At 71.0% G+C, this 18,865-nt stretch carries 15 protein-coding genes and 1 pseudogene; 9 read left to right on the top strand and 7 right to left on the bottom strand.

The window, feature by feature from the left end:
- The first annotated feature begins 43 nt into the window (after positions 1-43).
- Complete coding sequence (locus DN051_RS18510) at positions 44-265, top strand: helix-turn-helix domain-containing protein (protein WP_112439108.1); 222 nt, start codon at positions 44-46, stop codon at positions 263-265.
- 25 nt (positions 266-290) lie between these two features.
- On the opposite strand, the pseudogene DN051_RS18515 reads toward DN051_RS18510, so the two are convergent.
- A pseudogene (locus DN051_RS18515) lies at positions 291-1,133 on the bottom strand (TadA family conjugal transfer-associated ATPase); the annotation flags it as partial.
- A 17-nt stretch (positions 1,134-1,150) separates the two neighbouring features.
- On the bottom strand, positions 1,151-2,248 hold the full coding sequence (gene ssd, locus DN051_RS18520) for a septum site-determining protein Ssd (protein WP_053756519.1): 1,098 nt from the start codon (positions 2,246-2,248) through the stop codon (positions 1,151-1,153).
- Between the two features lie 600 nt (positions 2,249-2,848).
- On the opposite strand from ssd, the gene DN051_RS18525 reads away from it, so the two are divergent.
- A complete protein-coding gene (locus DN051_RS18525; RefSeq protein WP_053756520.1) occupies positions 2,849-3,682 on the top strand; it encodes an HAD family hydrolase in 834 nt (277 codons plus the stop codon).
- Between the two features lie 356 nt (positions 3,683-4,038).
- Here the strand turns inward: DN051_RS18525 and DN051_RS18530 are convergent, their stop codons facing one another.
- Entirely contained in the window at positions 4,039-4,863 is an 825-nt protein-coding gene (locus DN051_RS18530) for a Fic family protein (RefSeq protein WP_112439109.1), read from the bottom strand.
- 100 nt (positions 4,864-4,963) lie between these two features.
- Here DN051_RS18530 and DN051_RS18535 point away from each other — a divergent pair, with 100 nt between their 5' ends.
- On the top strand, positions 4,964-5,953 hold the full coding sequence (locus DN051_RS18535; RefSeq protein ID WP_162624954.1) for an ATP-binding protein: 990 nt from the start codon (positions 4,964-4,966) through the stop codon (positions 5,951-5,953).
- A gap of 6 nt (positions 5,954-5,959) precedes the next feature.
- Here DN051_RS18535 and DN051_RS18540 read toward each other — a convergent pair whose 3' ends face one another.
- Positions 5,960-7,225, bottom strand: a complete 1,266-nt coding sequence (locus DN051_RS18540; RefSeq protein WP_112439111.1) for a polysaccharide deacetylase family protein — start codon at positions 7,223-7,225, stop codon at positions 5,960-5,962.
- Positions 7,226-7,522: 297 nt separating this feature from the next.
- Between DN051_RS18540 and DN051_RS18545 the strand changes: the two genes are divergently transcribed.
- The 6 genes from DN051_RS18545 (at position 7,523) to DN051_RS46535 (ending at position 15,682) form a co-directional block, all read left to right on the top strand.
- The gene (locus tag DN051_RS18545; protein WP_053756523.1) at positions 7,523-9,985 is read left to right on the top strand and encodes a bifunctional SulP family inorganic anion transporter/carbonic anhydrase; all 2,463 of its coding nucleotides are present in this window, start codon (positions 7,523-7,525) and stop codon (positions 9,983-9,985) included.
- Positions 9,986-10,251: 266 nt separating this feature from the next.
- Positions 10,252-12,207: an acetate--CoA ligase gene (gene acs, locus DN051_RS18550; protein ID WP_112439112.1), complete on the top strand. Its 1,956-nt coding sequence runs from the start codon at positions 10,252-10,254 to the stop codon at positions 12,205-12,207.
- A 205-nt stretch (positions 12,208-12,412) separates the two neighbouring features.
- Positions 12,413-13,843: a Na+/H+ antiporter NhaA gene (nhaA, locus tag DN051_RS18555; protein WP_053756525.1), complete on the top strand. Its 1,431-nt coding sequence runs from the start codon at positions 12,413-12,415 to the stop codon at positions 13,841-13,843.
- Between the two features lie 78 nt (positions 13,844-13,921).
- Complete coding sequence (locus DN051_RS18560) at positions 13,922-14,428, top strand: phage holin family protein (RefSeq protein WP_053756526.1); 507 nt, start codon at positions 13,922-13,924, stop codon at positions 14,426-14,428.
- Entirely contained in the window at positions 14,425-15,375 is a 951-nt protein-coding gene (locus tag DN051_RS18565; protein WP_053756527.1) for an alpha/beta fold hydrolase, read from the top strand. The genes DN051_RS18560 and DN051_RS18565 overlap by 4 nt, the downstream gene beginning before the upstream one ends.
- A gap of 127 nt (positions 15,376-15,502) precedes the next feature.
- A complete protein-coding gene (locus DN051_RS46535) occupies positions 15,503-15,682 on the top strand; it encodes a hypothetical protein (protein WP_079000301.1) in 180 nt (59 codons plus the stop codon).
- 18 nt (positions 15,683-15,700) lie between these two features.
- On the opposite strand, the gene DN051_RS18575 is transcribed toward DN051_RS46535, so the two are convergent.
- The 3 genes from DN051_RS18575 to nth form a co-directional block, all read right to left on the bottom strand.
- Positions 15,701-16,900 carry a MarP family serine protease gene (locus DN051_RS18575; RefSeq protein ID WP_053756528.1) on the bottom strand — a complete coding sequence of 400 codons (1,200 nt, stop codon included), beginning with the start codon at positions 16,898-16,900 and terminating at the stop codon, positions 15,701-15,703.
- Positions 16,901-16,980: 80 nt separating this feature from the next.
- Positions 16,981-17,676: an NUDIX hydrolase gene (locus DN051_RS18580; protein ID WP_053756669.1), complete on the bottom strand. Its 696-nt coding sequence runs from the start codon at positions 17,674-17,676 to the stop codon at positions 16,981-16,983.
- Positions 17,677-17,770: 94 nt separating this feature from the next.
- The gene (gene nth, locus DN051_RS18585; protein WP_246041063.1) at positions 17,771-18,844 is read right to left on the bottom strand and encodes an endonuclease III; all 1,074 of its coding nucleotides are present in this window, start codon (positions 18,842-18,844) and stop codon (positions 17,771-17,773) included.
- Between the last annotated feature and the right edge of the window lie 21 nt (positions 18,845-18,865).

The raw sequence follows: 18,865 nt of genomic DNA on the forward strand, positions 1-18,865 counted from the left end.
TACTGCGATAGCCGAACAGTGGACTAACGCACACGCTGAATACATGAATCTTGACCGGTCAGTGCCGTTTGCTCCGCAGGTCGCCGCTGATCTTCGGCGCAGGCTCGATGCCGGTGAGTGGCAGCGCGGGGACAGGTTCCTTGGGACGGTCGCAATTTCGGCCGAGTACGACATCAGCCAAAGCACGGCCGTGCGCGCTGTGGCAGTCCTGGTCGGTGAGGGCCGTCTGCGCAAGGAACTCCCGCGCGGGTTCATCGTGGAGTGACGGCAGCCATGTACGCTTAGGGCGGGCACTCGCCTTCGTGGCCGGTGTTCAACGCCGCAAGCAGATGGACCACTTCCGGTCCGCGAACCTCGCCCACGACGAGCCGGTCCGGCCGCATCCGCAGGGCCTGCCGCACCAGGTCGTCGAGCGTGACGAGCCCGGCGCCCTCCTGGTTGGCGGGTCTGCCCTCCAGGCGTACGACGTGCGGATGATCGGGCCGCAGCTCTGTCGAGTCCTCGGCGAGAACCATCCGTTCGGCCGGCCCGACCAGCCCCAGCAGCGCGCTCAGCAGCGTCGTCTTGCCGCTGCCCGTGCCCCCGCTGATCAGGAAGGAGAGCCGCGCCCGGACCAGCGCGCGCAGCACGCGGTCGCCGTCCGGCGGCACCGTGCCCGCCGCGACCAGTTCGTCCAGCGTGAAGGCGCGGGGGCGGACGACCCGCAGGGACAGGCAGGTGCAGCCCACGGCGACCGGCGGCAGCACCGCGTGGAGCCGGGTCCCGTCGGGCAGCCGGGCGTCGGCCCACGGCCGGGCGTCGTCCAGGCGCCGCCCGGCCACCGCCGCCAGGCGCTGCGCGAGCCGCCGTACCGCCGCCGCGTCCGGAAAGGAGACGCCGGTCAGTTCGAGGCCGCCGCCGCGGTCCACCCAGACCCGGTCGGGGGCCGACACCAGGACGTCGGTCACCCGGGGATCGGCGAGCAGCGGTTCCAGCGGCCCGCTCCCGACCAGCTCGCACCGCAACTGCTCGGCCGCGCCGAGCACTTCCGCGTCGCCCAGCACCCTGCCCTGCTCGCGCAGTGCCTGCGCCACGCGCGCGGGGGTCGGTTCGGCTCCGCTCGCGGCCAGCCACTGGCGCACGCCGTCCAGCAGCGGCCCGGTGACGGTGTTCACGCGGCACCCGCCTCGGCCAGTGCCCGTTCCCAGAACCGCCGGCAGAAGCGCGCCAGCGGACCGCGGCCCGCGCCGGGCGGTGCCTTGCCCTCGTACGGCCGCAGCAGCCCAGCCTCCACGGGCACCTCGCCGGCCAGCGGCAGTCCGAGCAGCCGGGCCACTTCTCGGTCGTCGAGCCCGGGCGCGTACGGCCCGCGGACCGCCACGCGCAGGTCCCGCAGGACCATGCCGGCCGCCGACGCCACCCGGCCCGCCGCCGCGACCGCCCGTAGCTCGGCCGGGACGACCAGCAGTCCGACGTCGAGCTGGGCGAGGACCTCGGCCACCCCGTCGTCCACCCGGCGGGGCAGGTCGACCACGACCGTGCCGCCCCCGCGCCGGGCCGCGGCCAGCACCGCCCGTACGGCCTGCGGCGGGACGGCGACGTGGTCGCCGCGGTCCCAGCTGAGCACCCGCAGCGAGTGCAGCCGGGGCAGCGACTCCTCCAGGGCGCCGCCGCCGACCCGCCCGCGGGAGGCGGCGAAGGCGGGCCAGCGCAGCCCTTCGGCGGTCTCCCCGCCGAGGAGCACATCGAGTCCGCCGCCCAGCGGATCGGCGTCCACGAGCAGGGTGCGCAGTCCTTCGCGCGCGGAGGTCACAGCGAGCGCGCAGGCCAGCGTGGACGCTCCGGCGCCGCCGCGGCCGCCGATGACGCCGACGGTGAGCGCGGGCCGGCCGGCGCCCTCGGTCACGTCGGCGATGCGGTCGACCAGCCACTGCTCGCCGTCGGGCAGCATCAGGACGTGGTCGGCGCCGATCCTGACGGCGCGTTCCCACACGCCGGGATCGTCCTGGTCCCGGCCGACCAGCACCACCCCACGCGTGCGTGCCGCCCCGTGCACCCGCCGCGCGGCGTCGTCGCCGACCAGGACGAGTGGCGCCGCGTCCCAGCCGCCGCGCTCCGGCACACCGTGGTGGACCTCCGGTGTCGCACCGGCCGCCGCGCACAGACGCAGCAGGTCGTCGAGGAGTTCGGCGTCCTCGGTGATGATCAGTGGCCGCCGCTGCCGCCCTCCCGCGGGCGACGGCGGATCGTGCGTGGTGTTTTCGGTCATGGTGTTCTTCCCCCTCTGCTCCTGCTGCTCCTGGTCCGTGTGATCCGCACGGGCGCCTGCGCCGCTTCCTGATTCCCGACGTGTGAAGAACCGGCGAACGGCCGCCATATGAACGGCCGACAGAAACCGGCCATACACGCCGACAAACGGAACCGGTCATGAACTCGTCGCGAGCGACCGTGCGGGAATCACGGTGCAGCGATCCCGGAAATCGTGTGGATCTTGGTCGATAACTGTGGACAACTCGATGGTTGTGAATATCGCCGTCACCCATACCGGTGAGCCCTCGCCCGCCCCTGCACGGCCTTCGCAGAGCAGTCCCGCAACTACCCAGCGTGACGGATCACGGATATGCGAAAAGGGCGGCCGAAGCCGCCCCGAAGCGGCGCGAAGACCGCGGAGGAAGGACCGAAAACCCGCCCGGACATGCGACGACCCCCGCCGGGGGGGAGAGCGGGGGTCGTCCCCACGGCCGACTCGGGGGGGGAGGAGTCGGACCGGGTTAGCACGGTCGCGAACGATCCGTGACTTCCATGGTGTACCCGAGAGCCCTCTCAGGCAAACCCACGCGCCCCACCTTACGCCGAATGGGCTGCACCTATGCTCAGGGGCGTGGAAAACCACTCCTTGCCCCGCACAGCGGCCTTCTTTGATCTGGACAAGACGGTCATTGCGAAGTCGAGCACGCTCACCTTCAGCAAGTCGTTCTACCAAGGCGGACTGATCAACCGCCGGGCCGTCCTGCGCACCGCGTATACCCAGTTCGTCTTCCTCGCCGGCGGCGCCGACCACGACCAGATGGAGCGCATGCGCTCCTACCTGTCCGCGCTGTGCCGCGGCTGGAACGTGCAGCAGGTCAAGGAGATCGTCGCCGAGACCCTGCACGACATCATCGACCCGATCATCTACGACGAGGCCGCGTCGCTGATCGAGGAGCACCACAGCGCCGGACGCGACGTGGTGATCGTGTCCACGTCGGGTGCCGAGGTGGTCGAGCCGGTCGGCGAACTGCTCGGCGCCGACCGCGTGGTCGCGACGCGCATGGTCGTCGGGGACGACGGCTGCTACACGGGCGAGGTGGAGTACTACGCCTACGGTCCGACCAAGGCGGAGGCGGTCAGGGAACTGGCCGAGTCCGAGGGGTACGACCTTTCGCGCTGCTACGCCTACAGCGACTCGGTGACCGATCTGCCGATGCTGGAGGCCGTCGGCCGGCCGCACGCCGTCAACCCGGACCGCGCCCTGCGCCGCGAGGCACTCGCGCGCGGATGGCCGATTCTCGACTTCAACCGCCCGGTGCGGCTCAAGCAGCGGCTGCCCGCGCTCTCCGTGCCGCCGCGTCCCGCGCTCGTCGCGGTCGCGGCCATAGGCGCCGCGGCGGCCACCGCGGGCCTCGTCTGGTACGCGAATCGGCGCCGGGCGACGGCCCTGTGACCTGCCGATCCGCGACTCCGGAGCAAACGATGCCCGCTCAAAAGCCCTTTGGGGTCAAAAGTAAAGAAGTCCGGACACCACTTCCACTGACTCCTGAGCTGGAGTACAAAGGAAACAACGGCCCGCGAGACCAAGGCTATCCGGAAGGTAACCTTTAAGACCGCAAAAATGGCCCCACGGACCGAGCATGAACACTGGGCACCCACGCGACGTCGACCCGTCGATTACGGGCCAGCCACACCAGGTGACGGGCAAAGATCCCCACCTGATGGGCAAATATCGAGGACGCTTGGTAACCGGGTGTGAATGCCAGCGGCGGTACGAGAACTCGTACCGCCGCAACCCTTTTCAGGGGGTCACGCCGCGCCGCGCTGCAGCGCCTCGCACACCGCCGTCGACTCACGCGCACCGAGCTCCGCCGCCCTGCCGCAGTGCGCGATCCACGCGGCCATGCCCTCGGGGGTGCCGGACAGGTAGCCGTCGAACGCCGCCAGATAGGCCGCTCGGCCCAATTCGGCGTGCCCCACCTCGGCCGGGCAGACGGACTTCGGATCCAGGCCGCTGCCGATCAGGACGATCCGCTGCGCCACGCGCGCGACCAGGCCGTTGTGCGAGACGAACGGCCGCAGCGCCAGCAGCTCGCCGTGCACCACGGCCGCCGTGACCAGCGCGGGAGCCGAGCTGCCCGCGATGATCAGCTCGGCCAGGCCGTCCAGCCGGCCGGACACTTCGCCCGCGTCCGGCAGGGGTCGCTCGACCAGCGGCTCGTCGACCGCCTCCCCCCGCTGGCGGGGACGGCCGACCTGGTCGGACTCGTCCGCGGCGGCCACCAGGTGCAGCCGGGCCAGCACGCGCAGGGGCGACTGGCGCCACACGGACAGCAGCTGCCCGGCCTCGGCGGTCAGCCGGAGCGCCGCGCCCACGGTCCGCGCCTCGTCGTCCCCCCTGAAGTCGGTACGCCGGCGCACCTCTTCGAGCGCCCAGTCCGCGCCCGACAGCGCGGCGGAACCGCGGGCTCCGCGCAGCGCGGCCTCGGAGGTGATCACGTTGCTCCGCCGGCGCATGATCCGGTGCCCGTAGACCCGGTCCACGGCCTTGCGCACGGATTCCACCGACCCGGCCACGCCGGGCAGCGCGCCCAGGGCCACGAGGGGGTCGGCGGTCCCACCTGTCGTACTCATGAGTACGACCCTAGCCACCCAGGGCGCACACCCCACGATGGAGTGGTCTTCTTCACCACCCCCACCACCCACGGGCAGCGCACGACTACCCTTGGTGAACATGAAAATTGCTTTCGTCGGGAAGGGCGGCAGCGGCAAGACCACTCTGTCCTCCCTGTTCATCCGCCATCTGGCAGCCTCGGGCGCCCCGGTCGTCGCGATCGACGCGGACATCAACCAGCACCTCGGGGCCGCGCTGGGCCTCGACGAGGCGGAGGCCGCCGGGCTGCCCGCGATGGGCGACCGGCTCGCCCTGATCAAGGACTATCTGCGCGGCACCAACCCTCGGATCGGCGCGGCCGACTCGATGATCAAGACCACTCCGCCCGGCGAGGGCTCGCGGCTGCTGCGGGTGTGCGAGAAGAACCCGGTGTACGACGCCTGCGCCCGGCCGGTGGAACTCGACGGCGGGGACGTCCGTTTGATGGTCACCGGCCCCTTCACCGAAGCCGATCTGGGCGTCGCCTGCTACCACTCCAAGACCGGAGCGGTGGAGCTGTGCCTGAACCACCTCGTGGACGGCCCCGCCGAGTACGTGGTGGTGGACATGACGGCGGGTTCGGACTCCTTCGCCTCCGGCCTGTTCACCCGCTTCGACATCACGTTCCTCGTCGCCGAGCCGACCCGTAAGGGAGTCTCCGTCTACCGCCAGTACAAGGAGTACGCCCAGGACTTCGGCGTCGAGCTCAAGGTCGTCGGCAACAAGGTGCGCGGTGACGACGGCGGGGACGACCTCGACTTCCTGCGCGCCGAGGTCGGCGACGACCTGCTGGTGACCGTCGGGCACTCGGACTGGGTGCGCGCGATGGAGAAGGGCCGGCCGCCCCGGTTCGAGCGCCTGGAGGACGCCAACCACCGCGCCCTGCGCGCCTTGCGGACGGCCGCCGACGCGACGTACGAGCTGCGCGACTGGGAGCGCTACACCCGCCAGATGGTCCACTTCCATCTGAAGAACGCCCGGTCCTGGGGCAACGAGCGCCACGGGGTCGACCTCGCGGCGCAGGTCGACCCCGGGTTCGTGCTCGGTGAGGGTGTCGCCACTCTCGCCTGACGGCGCCTACGGCCGGACCGCCGGTGCCCCGGGGACACCCCTCGGGGCCGGGGCGGGCCGGGCGGACAGGAAGGACTCCCAGCCCTGCTTCGGCGCCTCGCCGACCTTCAGCGTGCGCAGCTTGGCGAGGATCTTCGGGTCCTGCGCGTCCAGCCAGTCCACGAGTTGCCGGAAGGACACGCACCGCACCTCGGGCTTGTTGCAGACCTGTTCGACGACCTCCTGGACGGCACGCATGTAGGTGCCGCCGTTCCAGGACTCGAAGTGGTTGCCGATGATCAGCGGTGCGCGGTTGCCGTCGTAGGCGCGCTGGAAGCCCTGGAGCAGGCCGTCGCGCATCTCGTCGCCCCAGCGTTCGTGCTTGCCGGGGTCGCCCTGGGTGGTGGTGCCCGACTGGTTGACCATGAAGTTGTAGTCCATGGTCAACTGCTCATAGGTGTGCCCCGGGAACGGCACGAGCTGCATCGACAGATCCCACAGGCCCTCCTTCTTTCCGGGCCAGACCTGGTTGTTGACGCCGCTGGTGTCGTAGCGGAAGCCCAACCCGCTCGCGGCCTTGATGAAGTTCTTCTGGCCCTCCAGGCAGGGCGTGCGCGCGCCGATCAGCTCCTTGTCGTAGTCGAAGGGCAGCGGCGAGGTGTCCTTCATCCCGGAGTTGGTCTTCCAGGACTTCACGAACTGCTTCGCCTGGGCGATCTCGTCCTTCCACTCCTCCACCGACCACTCGCCGACACCTCCGCTGCCGCAGAAGTGCCCGTTGAAGTGGGTGCCGATCTCGTTGCCCTCCAGCCACGCGAGGCGCAGCTGCTTCACGGTGTCGGCGATGCCGTCGCGGTCGTTGAAGCCGATGTCCGAGCGGCCCGGCGAGTGCTGCGGGGGCCGGTAGACGTCCCGCCTCTCCTCGGGCACCAGGTACACACCGCTGAGGAAGTACGTCATCGTGGCGTTGTTCTCCCGGGCGACCTTGCGGAAGTGGGAGAACAGCCGCTGGCTGTCCTCACCTGCTCCGTCCCAGGAGAACACCACGAACTGGGGTGGTCTCTCACCGGCCTTCAGGCGCTCGGGCCGGGGCAGATGCGGCTGCGCCCCGGTGAACGCGGTGGAGCCGTCGCCGATCAGACGGATGGCGCTCCTCGGCGCCTCGGCCGGCGCCTGCTGCGGGCCGGGGGCTCCTTCCTTCGAACCGCTGGAGCCGGTCGAGCAACCGGCGAGTGAAGCGACACAGGACGCGGCGACCACGGCGACCGTGGCGACCTTCTGGGTGGCGGCCATGTTCCACCCACCTTCCTTCCTCAGTCAGCGAGTTGGCGGCGCCGCCAAGTTCGCACGAGACGAAGAAGGAATTAGTACGACAAGCCGATGAAATGCCCACTTCACTCAGCGGAGTGATTCGCTCACCCATATGCCCGGAAAATCCATGCCTGACCTTTACTCTGCATTACGATCCGTTTACTGAAAGTAGCTGCATCCCGCCGCTGTACGCCGTGACCCACGGCCGCGACCCGACCCCGCCGCTGTGCAGGGACCACCTGTTCCGCGACCGCGCCGCCCCGGAAGAGACGGGAGAACATGTCAGCCTGTGTCCCCACTCGTGCCACCGATCCGCACGGGCCAGAGCCCGTACACCAGCCCCACAGCCCGCCACCGAAAGGGCCCCGGCGCTTCCGCGTCGCGGGCGCCGACCTGTCCGCGTCCATCGCCGTCTTCCTGATCGCCCTGCCGCTGTCCCTCGGCATCGCCCTCGCCACCGGCGCCCCCCTCCAGGCCGGCCTGGTGGCCGCCGCGGTGGGCGGGATCGTCGCCGGACGGCTCGGCGGTTCCCCGCTCCAGGTGAGCGGTCCCGCCGCCGGGCTCACCGTCGTCACCGCCGACCTCATCCACCGCTACGGATGGCGTACGACCTGCGCCATCACCGTTCTCGCGGGCCTCGCCCAACTCGCCCTGGGCTGTGTGCGCGTCGCCCGCTCCGCACTCGCCGTGAGCCCCGCGATCGTGCACGGCATGCTCGCCGGTATCGGCGTCACCATCGCCGTCGCGCAGCTGCACATCGTGCTGGGCGGCACCCCGCAGAGCGCCGTGCTCGACAACCTCCGCGCGCTGCCCGCGGAACTCGCCCACCTGCACCCCGCCGCCCTGTCCATGAGCGCGCTGACCCTGGTCCTGCTGCTGGCCTGGCCCCGTCTGCCCGGCCGGACGGGGGAACTGCTGCGCACCGTGCCGGCCCCCCTGGTCGCCGTCACCGGGGCCACCGCGACGGCAGCGCTCGCGGGACTCGCCCTGCCCAAGGTCGAGTTGCCGTCCTGGAGCAGCCATGCGCTGGCCGGGCTGCCCGAGGGGCCCGCGCTCGGCCTCGTCGCGGCGGTGCTCACCACCACGCTGGTGTGCAGTGTGCAGTCACTGCTCGGCGCCGTCGCCGTGGACAAACTCGCCGCCGCCCGCCCCGGCACGGCCGTCCGCGTGAACCGTTCCGACCTGGACCGCGAGCTGCTCGGCCAGGGCGCCGCCAACATCGTCTCCGGCGGACTGGGCGGGCTGCCGGTCGCGGGGGTGGCCGTGCGCAGCTCCGCCAATGTGCAGGCGGGAGCCGTCAGCCGGAACTCCACGATGCTGCACGGCGTTCTCGTAGTGATCGCCGCGCTGCTGATGGTCCCGATCCTGGAGTTCATCCCGCTCGCCTCGCTCGCCGCCCTGGTGATGGCCGTCGGCATCCAGATGGTGTCCCTGCACCACATCCGCACGGTGACCCGCCACCGAGAAGTGCTGGTGTACGCCGTGACCACGCTCGGCGTGGTGCTCCTCGGCGTCCTGGAGGGCGTCGTGCTGGGCATCGCCGTCGCCGTCGGGGTCGCCCTGCACCGCCTCACCCGCACCCGCATCACGCACGACGAGACGGAAGGAGTCCATCACGTACATGTGAGAGGACAGTTGACGTTCCTCGCGGTGCCGAGGCTCAGCCGGGCCCTGCACCTCGTGCCCCACGGCGCGAAGGTCGTCGTCGAACTCGACGGCTCCTTCATGGACCACGCGGCGTACGAGACGCTCCAGGACTGGCAGAAGACGCACACCGCGCAGGGCGGCTCCGTCGAGCTGACGGGCCGGCGCGCCGGGGTCCGGATCGCCGAGCCGGTGAGCCACCCCGGCCGCCGGGGAGGCGCGCGGGCCGCCGAGCCCGCCGACTGCCGCTGCCGGCCCTGGACACCGTGGCGCAACCACCAGTGCGATCGGGACGGGCCACCGGCCGCGGCGCCCGACGGTGACCACCCGGCCGGTTCCGACGGCGCCCGGACGCCCGAGAGCGCCTGCGGCGCGCCCGGCACGCCGGACGGACCGGGCGGCACCGACCGGCACGAGCCGAGCCGTCTGCGGCTGGTCCGCGGGATCAGCGCGTTCCAGCGCAACACCGCGCCGCTGGTGCGCGGCGAGCTGGCACGCCTCGCGCGCGAGGGTCAGCGGCCGTCGCAGCTGTTCCTCACCTGCGCCGACTCCCGCCTGGTCACCTCAATGATCACCTCCAGCGGTCCGGGGGACCTGTTCGTGGTGCGCAACGTGGGCAACCTCGTGCCGCTGCCGGGCGAGGAGAGCGGGGACGACTCGGTGGCCGCCGCGATCGAGTACGCCGTCGACGTGCTCAGGGTGCGGTCCATCACGGTGTGCGGGCACTCCGGGTGCGGGGCCATGCAGGCCCTGCTCAAGTCGGAGCCGGCCGGTTCGCGCACGCCGCTGAAGAGATGGCTGCGGCACGGGCTGCCCAGCCTGGAGCGCATGGCCGACAAGGGGCGGCCATGGGCCCGGCTCGCCGGGCGCTCGCCCGCCGACGCGGTCGAGCAGCTCGGCCTGACCAATGTCGTGCAGCAGCTGGAGCACCTGCGGGCCCACGATTCGGTGTCCCGCGCGCTGCGGGAGGGGGCGCTGGAGCTGCACGGCATGTACTTCCACGTCGGTGAGGCCCAGGCGTATCTGCTGATCGAGGACGGCGAGGAGGGCGGCACGCAGGTCTTCGACACCGTCCGGGCGGCGGAACTGCCCGCCTGACCCGCGACCGGGCCCGGTGCCGAAGGTGTGCGCACCGGGCCCGGTGCGGGATGTGAGGGGGGCAACAGGACTGAACCGGGTCCGCGCGCGGTCCGTGGGAAAGGATGACCGGCGACGGAAGTCGTGCGGGGCGAGCGCCCCGGCCACCCGCGACCACACCCCTCGACAGGTCTAAACCAATTTTCCGTCGACCCTTGTCATCCGACCACCAGGTCTGATGAGCTGTGGCCTGGGACACAACGGACACCCTTCGAGAGGGAGATGTCGTGAGCAACGAGAGCCTGGCCAACCTGCTCAAAGAAGAGCGCAGGTTCGCGCCCCCCGCCGACCTGGCCGCGGACGCCAACGTCACGGCGGAGGCGTACGAACAGGCCAAGGCTGACCGGCTCGGCTTCTGGGCCGAGCAGGCCCGCCGGCTGACCTGGGCCAAGGAGCCGAGCGAGACGCTGGACTGGTCGAACCCGCCGTTCGCGAAGTGGTTCAAGGACGGCACCCTCAACGTCGCGTACAACTGCGTCGACCGGCATGTCGAGGCGGGGCACGGCGACCGGGTGGCGATCCACTTCGAGGGCGAGCCCGGCGACAGCCGCGCCCTCACCTACGCCGAACTGAAGGACGAGGTCTCCAAGGCGGCCAACGCCCTGCTGGAGCTGGGCGTCCAGAAGGGCGACCGGGTCGCCGTCTACATGCCGATGATCCCCGAGACCGCCGTCGCGATGCTGGCCTGCGCCCGCATCGGCGCCGCGCACTCCGTGGTCTTCGGCGGCTTCTCGGCGGACGCGCTCGCCACCCGCATCCAGGACGCCGACGCCAAGGTCGTCATCACCGCCGACGGCGGCTACCGGCGCGGCAAGCCGTCCGCGCTGAAGCCGGCCGTGGACGAGGCCGTCGAGCGCGCGGGCACCGTCGAGCACGTGCTGGTCGTACGCCGCACCGGACAGGACGTCGCGTGGAACACCGAGCGGGACGTGTGGTGGCACGAGCTCGTCGACGGGCAGTCCGCCGAGCACACCCCCGAGGCGTTCGAGGCCGAGCACCCCCTGTTCATCCTCTACACGTCCGGTACGACGGGTAAGCCGAAGGGCATCCTGCACACTTCCGGCGGGTACCTCACCCAGACGTCGTACACCCACCACGCCGTCTTCGACCTCAAGCCGGAGACGGACGTGTACTGGTGCACCGCCGACGTCGGCTGGGTCACCGGGCACTCGTACATCGTGTACGGACCGCTGGCCAACGGCGCGACCCAGGTGATGTACGAGGGCACGCCGGACACCCCCCACCAGGGCCGGTTCTGGGAAATCGTGCAGAAGTACGGGGTGACGATCCTCTACACCGCCCCGACCGCGATCCGCACGTTCATGAAGTGGGGCGACGACATCCCCGCGAAGTTCGACCTGTCCTCCCTGCGGGTCCTCGGCTCGGTCGGCGAGCCGATCAACCCGGAGGCCTGGATCTGGTACCGCAAGCACATCGGCGGCGACCGGACGCCGATCGTGGACACCTGGTGGCAGACCGAGACCGGCGCGATGATGATCTCGCCGCTGCCGGGCGTCACCGAGACCAAGCCGGGCTCCGCGCAGCGCCCGCTGCCCGGCATCAGCGCGACCGTCGTCGACGACGAGGCCGGCGAGGTGCCCAACGGCGGTGGCGGCTATCTGGTGCTCACCGAGCCGTGGCCGTCGATGCTGCGCACGATCTGGGGCGACGACCAGCGGTTCCTCGACACGTACTGGTCCCGCTTCGAGGGCAAGTACTTCGCCGGTGACGGGGCGAAGAAGGACGACGACGGCGACATCTGGCTGCTGGGCCGGGTGGACGACGTGATGCTGGTGTCCGGGCACAACATCTCCACCACCGAGGTCGAGTCCGCGCTCGTGTCGCACCCGTCGGTCGCCGAGGCCGCCGTGGTCGGCGCCGCCGACGAGACGACCGGACAGGCGATCGTCGCCTTCGTGATCCTGCGGGGCACGGCCGCCGAGACCGAGAACCTGGTCTCCGAGCTGCGCAACCACGTCGGCACCACCCTCGGTCCGATCGCCAAGCCCAAGCGGATCCTGCCGGTCGCGGAGCTGCCCAAGACCCGCTCCGGCAAGATCATGCGCCGTCTGCTGCGCGATGTCGCGGAGAACCGGCAGCTCGGTGACGTCACCACGCTGACCGACTCCACGGTCATGGACCTCATCCAGGCGAAGCTCCCGGCGGCGCCCTCCGAGGACTGAGCGGTACGGCTTCCGGGCACCCGGCGAACGACGCCCCACAGGCGCGCCGGGTGCCCTTTTGGCGCCTAATGTGAAGGTCATCGGACCGGCCGCCGTACCTTAGGTAAGCTAAGGAGCGCGTCAAGAACACAACAAGGACGCAAGGTGCGCCGGGAAGTCTGGTCGGCATGTGATCCGTGCTGCCCAACGACCGGAGGTCTCCCCCGTGACCGCGCCCCTCAGCCCCCGCAAGCTTTTCGGACGCCTGTCACTGCCGGAGCGGACCTTCGTCGCGGACGCGCTGCGCACCGAGACGGTCGGCGGCGTCCTGCTGCTGCTCGCCGCCGTGATCGCGCTGGCCTGGGCGAACATACCCGGGCTGGGCGACAGTTACGACACCGTCAGCCATTTCCACCTGGGCCCGAAGGCCCTGGGCCTCGACCTGTCCGTCGCGCACTGGGCCGCCGACGGCCTGCTGGCGGTCTTCTTCTTCGTCGCCGGCATCGAACTCAAGCGGGAGCTGGTCGCCGGCGATCTGCGCGACCCGAAGGCGGCCGCCCTGCCGGTGGTCGCGGCCCTGTGCGGCATGGCCGTACCGGCACTCGTCTACCTCCTGACCAATATCGTCGGCGACGGCTCCGTCAAGGGCTGGGCCGTGCCCACCGCGACGGACATCGCCTTCGCCCTCGCCGTGCTCGCCGTGATCGGCACGTCCCTGCCGAGCGCGCTGCGGGCCTTCCTGCTCACCCTCGCCGTCGTCGACGACCTCATCGCGATCCTGATCATCGCCGTCTTCTTCACCGACACGATCGACTTCGCGGCGCTCGGCGGCGCCGTCGTCGGCCTCGGCCTGTTCTGGGTGCTGCTGCGCAAGGGAGTGCGCGGGTGGTACGTGTACGTGCCGCTGGCCCTGGTGATCTGGGGGCTGATGTCCAACAGCGGCGTCCACGCGACCATCGCCGGCGTCGCCATGGGCCTGATGCTGCGCTGCACCACCCGCGAGGGCGAGGAGCACTCCCCCGGCGAGCGCGTCGAGCACCGGGTGCGCCCGCTCTCCGCGGGCCTGGCCGTGCCGCTGTTCGCCCTGTTCAACGCGGGCGTCGCGATCTCCGGCGGTGCCCTGGGCGATGTGTTCACCCGGCCCGAGACGCTGGGCGTCGTGCTCGGTCTCGTGGTCGGCAAGACGGTCGGCATCTTCGGCGGCACCTGGCTCACCGCACGCTTCACCCGGGCCTCGCTCAGCGACGACCTCGAATGGGCGGACGTCTTCGCCGTCGCCTCGCTGGCCGGCATCGGCTTCACGGTCTCGCTGCTCATCGGCGAGCTGGCCTTCGAGGGCGACCCCGCGCTGACGAACGAGGTCAAGGCGGCCGTGCTGACGGGGTCACTCATCGCGGCGGTGTTCGCGACGGTCCTGCTGAAGATCCGCAACGTCAGATACCGCCGGATCTGCGAGGCCGAGGAGCGCGACGACGACCTCGACGGCATCCCGGACGTCTACGAGGAGCACGACCCGGCGTACCACCTGCGGATGGCGGAGATCTACGACCGCAAGGCCGCGGAGCACCGCAGACTCGCCGCGGAGCGGGAGGCCGAACGACGCGCCCTTGCCGAAGTGGCGGGCGGGGCAGGCGAGGAGAACGACCGTCCGGCATGATCTGACGGGACGGTACAAAAGACGGGACCGCACGCAATCCGGCAAAGACGGATCCGTTCGCAGGAGAGGGAGATCGCGATGAGCGCACCCGACGGCAGCCCGGTCGGCGCCGAACGCAGCATCGGCCAGTTGTTCGCCTCGGCGACGGCAGAGATGTCCGCGCTGGTGCACGACGAGATCGCGCTGGCGAAGGCGCAGCTCAGGCAGGACGTCAAACGCGGCGCGACCAGCGGCGGCGCGTTCATGGCGGCCGGCGGGCTGCTGGTGTTCTCCCTGCCGATGCTGAACTTCGCCCTCGCCTACGGCATCCGGACGTGGAGCAACTGGAACCTCGCGATCTGCTTCCTGCTCTCCTTCGCGGCGAACGTCCTCATCGCGCTCGTACTGGCACTGATCGGCCTCGTGTTCGCGAAGAAGGCCAAGAAGGGCCGGGGCCCGCAGAAGGTCGCCGCGTCGGTCAAGGAGACGGCCGGCGTCCTGCAGAAGGCCAAGCCGCACCCGAGGCCGCAGCTGCCCGAGCTGACGGAGCTGCCCGAGGGCCGCACGCCCGGCGCCGTCGAACCTGTGGCACGCTCGTCGTCATGACGGAACCCGGCACACCTTCGGCGCAGCCCGCCTCGGCCGTACGGCTCGACCTGCCCGGTGGGCGCGAGGTGACCCACCGGGACGTCGCCGCCAACGGCGCGCGGTTCCACATCGCGGAGCTGGGCGACGGCCCGCTGGTGCTGCTGCTGCACGGCTTCCCGCAGTTCTGGTGGGCGTGGCGGCACCAGCTGACCGCACTCGCCGACGCCGGGTTCCGGGCCGTGGCCATGGACCTGAGGGGGGTCGGCGGCAGCGACCGCACACCCCGCGGCTACGACCCCGCCAACCTGGCCCTGGACATCACCGGCGTGGTCCGCTCGCTCGGCGAACCGGACGCCGCCCTGGTCGGCCACGACCTGGGCGGCTATCTGGCGTGGACGGCGGCCGCGATGCGCCCGAAGCTCGTACGGCGGCTGGTGGTCGCCTCGATGCCGCATCCGCGGCGCTGGCGCTCGGCGATGCTCTCCGACGTCAAGCAGACCAGGGCGGGTTCCTACATCTGGGGTTTCCAGCGGCCGTGGCTCCCGGAGCGACAGCTCGTCGCGGACGACGCGGCGCTGGTCGGCCGGCTCATCCGGGACTGGTCCGGTCCGCGGCTGCCGGACGACGACGCCGTGGAGAACTACCGGCGCGCGATGTGCATCCCGTCGACGGCGCACTGCTCGGTCGAGCCGTACCGCTGGATGGTGCGGTCCATGGCCCGCCCCGACGGCATCCAGTTCAACCGGCGCATGAAGCGGCCCGTGCGGGTGCCGACGCTGCATCTGCACGGCTCCCTCGACCCGGTCATGCGGACCCGCAGCGCGGCCGGTTCCGGCGAGTACGTCGAAGCGCCGTACCGCTGGCGGCTGTTCGACGGTCTCGGCCATTTCCCGCACGAGGAGGACCCGGTGGCGTTCTCCTCGGAACTGATCAACTGGCTGAAAGACCCCGAACCCGACCGGTGACCGAGCCACTGCGCCCGGTATGCGGTTCTGAACGCCTGTACTACGAACAGCCAAATGCCTGGCGCATAGGCCAATTGAGGGCGCCCGAGGCGGTTATCGACCTTGGGGCGGGGGCAGACGTCCGGGTATGGGCTGGACGCACGACTACAGTGACGCAGCACGCACTCGCCGCTCGGGCAGTGGCCTGAGGTCCCACCAGCGGGGTACCCCGCAACTGCCGAGCGCAGACCCCAGGGTGGGCATTCCGCGCATTCTCCGCCGCCGGGCGCGCTGGGTCTCGGTGCGCTTGCGCCACCCGCGCGGCTGAGTCAGGGCGACTTGGCGGTCACAGCGCGCAGCTGTCGCTGTCCACCTGCTGGTTCGCCGTGCGACCCCGGTCGATGTCCTCGCGGATCTCGTCCACGGTGAGCGCGTATCCCGTCTCGGCGTCGTCCAAGGACTTCGCGAACACGACGCCGTAGACCTCGCCCTCGGGCGTGAGCAGCGGGCCGCCGGAGTTGCCCTGACGGACCATGGCGTACAGCGAGTAGACATCGCGCCGGACGGTGCCGCGGTGGTAGATGTCCGGGCCGTTGGCCGTTATGCGGCCGCGCACGCGCGCGGCGCGCACGTCGTACGCCCCGTTCTCCGGGAAGCCCGCGACGATCGCGCCGTCACCGCTGGAGGCGTCCTCCGAGGCGAACTTCAGCACGGGCGCGTCCAGGTCCGGTACGTCGAGCACGGCGATGTCCCGCTCCCAGTCGTACAGGACGACCGTCGCGTCGTAGCGCCTGCCCTCTCCGCCTATCTGGACGGTGGGCTCGTCGACACCGCCGACGACATGCGCGTTGGTCATGACGCGGCGCTCGCCGAACACGAAGCCGGTGCCCTCCAGGACCTTGCCGCAGCTCTCGGCGGTGCCCATCACCTTGACGATGGAGCGCTGCGCGCGCACGGCGACGGCGCTGCTCGCGAGGGCCTGGTCGGGCGGCTGGACATCGGTGATGGGCTCGTTGGAGAACGGGCTGAAGACCTGCGGGAAGCCGTTCTGCGCGAGGACCGAGGAGAAGTCTGCGAACCAGGTGTCGGCCTGCGCGGGCAGCGCCCGGGACACCCCGAGCAGCACCTTGGAGTTGCGCACCTCCTTGCCGAGGGTCGGCAGGGTGGTGCCGGCCAGCGCCGAGCCGATCAGCCAGGCGACCAGCAGCATGGCGACGACGTTGACCAGGGCGCCGCCGGTCGCGTCCAGGGCGCGCGCCGGCGACCAGGTGATGTACCGGCGCAGCTTGTTGCCGAGGTGGGTGGTCAGGGCCTGCCCGACCGAGGCGCACACGATCACGACGACGACCGCGACGACGGCGGCGGTCGTGCTCACCTCGGAGTTGTCGGTGAGCGCGTCCCAGATGACGGGCAGTGCGTAGACCGCGACGAGACCGCCCCCGAGGAAGCCGATCACCGACAGGATGCCGACGACGAAGCCCTGGCGGTAGCCCACGATCGCGAACCACACAGCGGCGACCAGCAACAGGATGTCCAGCACGTTCACCGCTTCAAGCCTCGCCTCGTCACTTCGCGATCACTCCTGGTCGGCCGGGGGACCGGCACACAGACACGAGGGCCACCCTGTCATGAGCGCCAGTCCAGCGGGACCTGCTTGTCGCGGTCCCAGGGCCGCTCCCAGCCCGCGAAGTGCAGAAGTCGGTCGATCACTCCGGCCGTGAAGCCCCACACGAGTGCCGATTCGACCAGAAACGCCGGACCTCGGTGGCCGCTCGGGTGCACGGTGGTGGCGCGGTTGACGGGGTCCGTGAGATCCGCCACGGGAACCGTGAAGACCCGCGCGGTCTCGTTGGGGTCGACGACCCCGACCGGACTCGGCTCCCGCCACCAGCCCAGCACGGGGGTGACGACAAAACTGCTGACCGGGATGTAGAGCCTCGGCAGCACGCCGAACAGCTGCACACCGGACGGGTCGAGACCGGTCTCCTCCTCGGCCTCGCGCAGCGCGGCACGCAGCGGCCCGTCGGCCGCCGGGTCGCCGTCCTCGGGGTCGAGCGCGCCGCCGGGGAAGGAGGGCTGGCCGGCGTGCGAGCGCAGCGAGCTGGCCCGCTCCATCAGCAGCAGCTCGGGGCCGCGGTCGCCGTCTCCGAAGAGGATGAGCACCGCGGACTGCCGGCCGCGGCCGTCGGCCGGCGGCAGGAAGCGGCTCAGCTGCAACGGCTCGACCGTCTCGGCCGCGCGCACCACCGGATCCAGCCAGTCGGGCAGCCCGTCCTTGCTGAGCGTCATCCCGCCGCCGCGTGTATGACTCGCACGTGTCATCGCCACCCCCGTCGTGTCGCTGAGTCCGACGCCGGACGGCATCGAGTTCGTTCCGCTCCGGCGGAGGGCATTACGGCGGACGCCGGTCGTCCCCTCATCCGGCCCCCAGCGGCGGCGCCGGCTTGCCGCCCGCGTCCAAGTAGGCCTGCGGGGGCTTCAGGCGCTGGCCCGGGTAGCCGCCCTTCTCGTACTTCAGGAGCTTCCTGGCCTTCTCCGGGTCCGTCTCGCCCTCGCCGTACGCGGGGCAGAGCGGGGCGATGGGGCAGGCACCGCACGCGGGCTTGCGGGCGTGGCAGATGCGGCGGCCGTGGAAGATCACATGGTGCGAGAGCATCGTCCACTCGCTCTTGGGGAACAGCGCCCCGACCGCGGCCTCGATCTTGTCCGGGTCGGTCTCCTCCGTCCACCGCCAGCGCCGCACCAGCCGTTGGAAGTGGGTGTCCACGGTGATGCCGGGGCGGCCGAAGGCGTTCCCGAGCACGACGAACGCGGTCTTGCGGCCCACTCCGGGGAGCTTGACGAGGTCTTCCAGCCTGCCGGGGACCTCCCCGCCGAACTCCTCCACGAGCGCCTTGGAAAGCCCCATGACCGACCTGGTCTTGGCCCGGAAGAAGCCGCACGGCCGCAGGATCACCTCGACCTCCTCGGGGTTGGCCTCGGCCAGGTCCTCCGGGGTCGGGTACTTGGCGAACAGGGTCGGGGTGGTCTGGTTGACGCGCAGGTCGGTGGTCTGCGCGGACAGGACCGTGGCGACGAGGAGCTGGAAGGGGTTCTCGAAGTCGAGTTCCGGGTGGGCGTACGGGTAGACCTCGGCGAGTTCGCGGTTGATCCGGCGGGCGCGGCGGACCAGAGCCGTACGCGACTCGTCGCGGGGCGGCTTCGGGGCGACGGTCTTCGCGGGCGAGGCCTTCTCGACGGCGGCGGAGGCTTTCGCGGGGGCGGCGACGGCCTTCTTCCGTCCGACGGTCGCCTTCTCGGCCGTCGCCTTCTTCGCGGTCGCCTTCTTCGCGGTCGCCTTCTTCGCCGTCACCTTCTCGGCCGTCGACTTCACCGTGGTCGCCTTCTTGGCCGTCGTCTTCTTCTCCGTCGCCTTCGTCGTCTTCTTCTCCGTCGGCTTCATCGGCGTCGTCGGCGTCGTCTTTCTCGCCGTCGCCCGCCGGGCGGCCATGGCACTCTCCACCGGAGCGTC

It is taken from the genome of Streptomyces cadmiisoli (assembly GCF_003261055.1).
Taxonomy (GTDB): Bacteria; Actinomycetota; Actinomycetes; order Streptomycetales; family Streptomycetaceae; genus Streptomyces; species Streptomyces cadmiisoli.

What these genes read in the sequence shown, in the direction of transcription:
- DN051_RS18525 (WP_053756520.1), top strand. Translation starts at nt 2,849, where the DNA reads ATGCTCAGGGGCGTGGAAAACCACTCCTTGCCCCGCACAGCGGCCTTC.
- DN051_RS18580 (WP_053756669.1), bottom strand. Translation starts at nt 17,676, where the DNA reads ATGACACGTGCGAGTCATACACGCGGCGGCGGGATGACGCTCAGCAAG.
- DN051_RS18510 (WP_112439108.1), top strand. Translation starts at nt 44, where the DNA reads ATGAATCTTGACCGGTCAGTGCCGTTTGCTCCGCAGGTCGCCGCTGAT.
- ssd (WP_053756519.1), bottom strand. Translation starts at nt 2,248, where the DNA reads ATGACCGAAAACACCACGCACGATCCGCCGTCGCCCGCGGGAGGGCGG.
- DN051_RS46535 (WP_079000301.1), top strand. Translation starts at nt 15,503, where the DNA reads ATGGGCTGGACGCACGACTACAGTGACGCAGCACGCACTCGCCGCTCG.
- DN051_RS18560 (WP_053756526.1), top strand. Translation starts at nt 13,922, where the DNA reads ATGAGCGCACCCGACGGCAGCCCGGTCGGCGCCGAACGCAGCATCGGC.
- DN051_RS18565 (WP_053756527.1), top strand. Translation starts at nt 14,425, where the DNA reads ATGACGGAACCCGGCACACCTTCGGCGCAGCCCGCCTCGGCCGTACGG.
- DN051_RS18540 (WP_112439111.1), bottom strand. Translation starts at nt 7,225, where the DNA reads ATGGCCGCCACCCAGAAGGTCGCCACGGTCGCCGTGGTCGCCGCGTCC.
- DN051_RS18530 (WP_112439109.1), bottom strand. Translation starts at nt 4,863, where the DNA reads ATGAGTACGACAGGTGGGACCGCCGACCCCCTCGTGGCCCTGGGCGCG.
- DN051_RS18545 (WP_053756523.1), top strand. Translation starts at nt 7,523, where the DNA reads ATGTCAGCCTGTGTCCCCACTCGTGCCACCGATCCGCACGGGCCAGAG.
- DN051_RS18535 (WP_162624954.1), top strand. Translation starts at nt 4,964, where the DNA reads ATGAAAATTGCTTTCGTCGGGAAGGGCGGCAGCGGCAAGACCACTCTG.
- nth (WP_246041063.1), bottom strand. Translation starts at nt 18,844, where the DNA reads ATGGCCGCCCGGCGGGCGACGGCGAGAAAGACGACGCCGACGACGCCG.